The organism is Roseateles sp. P5_B10, assembly GCF_056400485.1.
Map to the genome: position 1 here is coordinate 1 of NZ_JBFULE010000813.1, position 2,306 is coordinate 2,306.

General features: G+C 68.0%; 2 protein-coding genes and 1 pseudogene. 1 reads left to right on the top strand and 2 read right to left on the bottom strand.

Annotated features, from left to right (window positions below):
- Together AC1DU6_RS27970 and lysA are read right to left on the bottom strand one after the other, a co-directional pair.
- Window positions 1-645, bottom strand: a pseudogene (locus AC1DU6_RS27970) (hypothetical protein); the annotation flags it as partial.
- 48 nt (window positions 646-693) lie between these two features.
- Entirely contained in the window at window positions 694-1,929 is a 1,236-nt protein-coding gene (gene lysA, locus AC1DU6_RS27975) for a diaminopimelate decarboxylase (protein WP_477861112.1), read from the bottom strand.
- Between the two features lie 70 nt (window positions 1,930-1,999).
- Between lysA and AC1DU6_RS27980 the strand changes: the two genes are divergently transcribed.
- The coding region (locus AC1DU6_RS27980) for a LysR family transcriptional regulator (RefSeq protein WP_477861114.1) at window positions 2,000-2,306 on the top strand (307 nt) is incomplete at its 3' end.

The following is a 2,306-nucleotide window of genomic DNA, read 5'->3' on the forward strand; positions in this document are numbered from 1 at the left end:
GTCCAGGCCGGCGTTGCGCAGCCAGGCCACGGCTTCGTCAGGATGGCGGTCGATGGCAGCGCGCTGGGGCGGCAGCAGCTTGCCGCCGCGCGAGGCCAGGCGCCCCTGCAGGTCGATGATGGAGAGATTCATCGTCAGCGCGGCGCCAACGAGGCTCTTCTGGCGCTCCGGCGTCCATGAGAGGCGGCGCGCCAGCAGCGCGGCGACAGCGGCCGTGTGCAGCAAATGGGCCAGGCCGTAGACCTCGTGGCGGCTGTGGTCGTGCTGGATGACGACGAAGAGCAGTTGGTCAGGGAAACGCTCGGTCCAGGCGATCAGCTGGCCGGCGCATTCCTTGACACGCGGCAGGAAGAGGGTTTCCTGCGGCGTGCGCAGCAGTACGGACAAGCGCGTCTGCATCGCCTCCCAGCGGCCGAAGAAGTCCTCGCTGCCCGCACCGCCATCGCTGCTGCGCGCCGAGGCGTCGCGCACTTCCTCCATGTCGACGAACACGCCGCGGTTCAGCAGCGCCTCGCGCATCTGCTCGTTGGGCACCGGCTGGCCCTTGGCCAGCAGCAGCTTGCCCTCGGCATCACGCACCCCGAAAGGCAGGGGCGCCCCGGCCTTGATGTGACCGGCAACCTGCTGGATGGGGACGAGTTTCATGGCCGGATGATCTCCGGACTTGCACGCGCCGCCGCAGCGGAGAAACGCTCAGGTTTCCAGCGCCAGCAGCTCCTCGACAGTCTGGCGACGGCGGATCAGGCGGCTGGTGTCGCCGTCGACCAGCACCTCGGCCGCCAGCGGCCGACTGTTGTAGTTGCTGGACATGGAGGCGCCATAGGCACCCGCGTCGTGGATGACGAGCAGGTCGCCAACGCTTGCTGCCGGCAGGTCGCGCGTCAGCACCTCGCCGCCGGGGCCCTGCGTGAACACATCGCCAGACTCGCACAGCGGACCGGCCACGACGGTGGGCCGCTCGGGGCCGCCGGCGCCAATCAGGCTCATGGCATGGAAGGCGCCGTACATGGCCGGGCGCATCAACTCGTTGAAGCCCGCGTCGACAAGGACGAAGCGGTTGGCGCCCGAGTTCTTGACTGCCCTCACCTCGGCCAGAAGCACGGCGCTTTCGGCGACGAGGTAGCGGCCAGGCTCGATCTCCAGCTTCAGCGCGTGACCCACGACGCCTTCAGCCTCACGCCGGGCGGCATCCCACAGCCCGAAGTAGTGGGCCACGTCGATGCGCGCATCGCCATCGCGGTAGGGAATCGACAGGCCACCGCCGGCCGAGATCGCGTGCAGATCATGCCCGGCCGCGACCGTTTCGCGCACCAGGCCGACCATGGCCTGGCCGACCTGGGCCAGATGCTCGTAGTCCACGCCCGAACCAATGTGCATGTGCAGGCCGACCAGCTTGAGCCCATGGCGGCGGATGGCCGCCAGCGCAGCGCCCAGATCGGCATGCCAGATGCCGTGCTTGCTGTGCTCGCCGCCGGTGTTGGTCTTGTGGCTGTGGCCATGGCCGAACCCTGGGTTGATGCGCAGCCAGACCGCGTGGCCGGGCGAAGCCGTGCCGAGCTGATCGAGCATGTCGATGGAGCCGGCGTTCACAGGGATGCGGTGCTCGACAACCGTTGCCAGCGTGGCGTGGTCCAACAGGTCGGCGGTGAAGACGATCTCGTCACCACCAGCTTCGTAGCCTGCCGCCAGCGCGCGCAGGATCTCGCCGCGCGACACCGAGTCGACCTTGACGCCAGCCTCGCGCAGCAGCTTCAGGACGTGGATGTTGGAGCAGGCCTTCTGCGCAAAGCGCACGACGTCGAAGCGCTTCAGCGACGCGGCGCGCTCGCGGATGGTGGCGGCGTCATAGACCCACAGCGGCGTGCCGTGCTCGGCGGCCAGGGTTTGCAGGCGGGCAGGATTCAGGGCGGGCGGCAGGGGCTTGGTCATGGATCAAAGCATGCCCGTCGGCGTCTATTCAATCAAATTGAAATTTGTGCAGCGACAATTCAATCCTGATATGGATATCCAGCACCGCCACATCGAAGTCTTCCGCGCTGTCATGACGGCGGGCAGCGTCACCGGCGCCGCGGCGCTGCTGCACACCTCGCAACCGACGCTGAGTCGCGATCTCGCCCGACTGGAGCAGTTGCTGGGCTACGCCCTGTTCGAGCGCGAGCGCGGCCGCCTCAAGGCCACGGCGAGGGCACGTGCACTGTTCGATGAGGTCGAACGCAGCTTCCAGGGCCTGGCGCGCGTCATCGAGCGGGCCGAGGCGCTGGGGCGCTCGGAGGATGCGGAATTGAGTCTGCTGAGTCTTCCAGCGC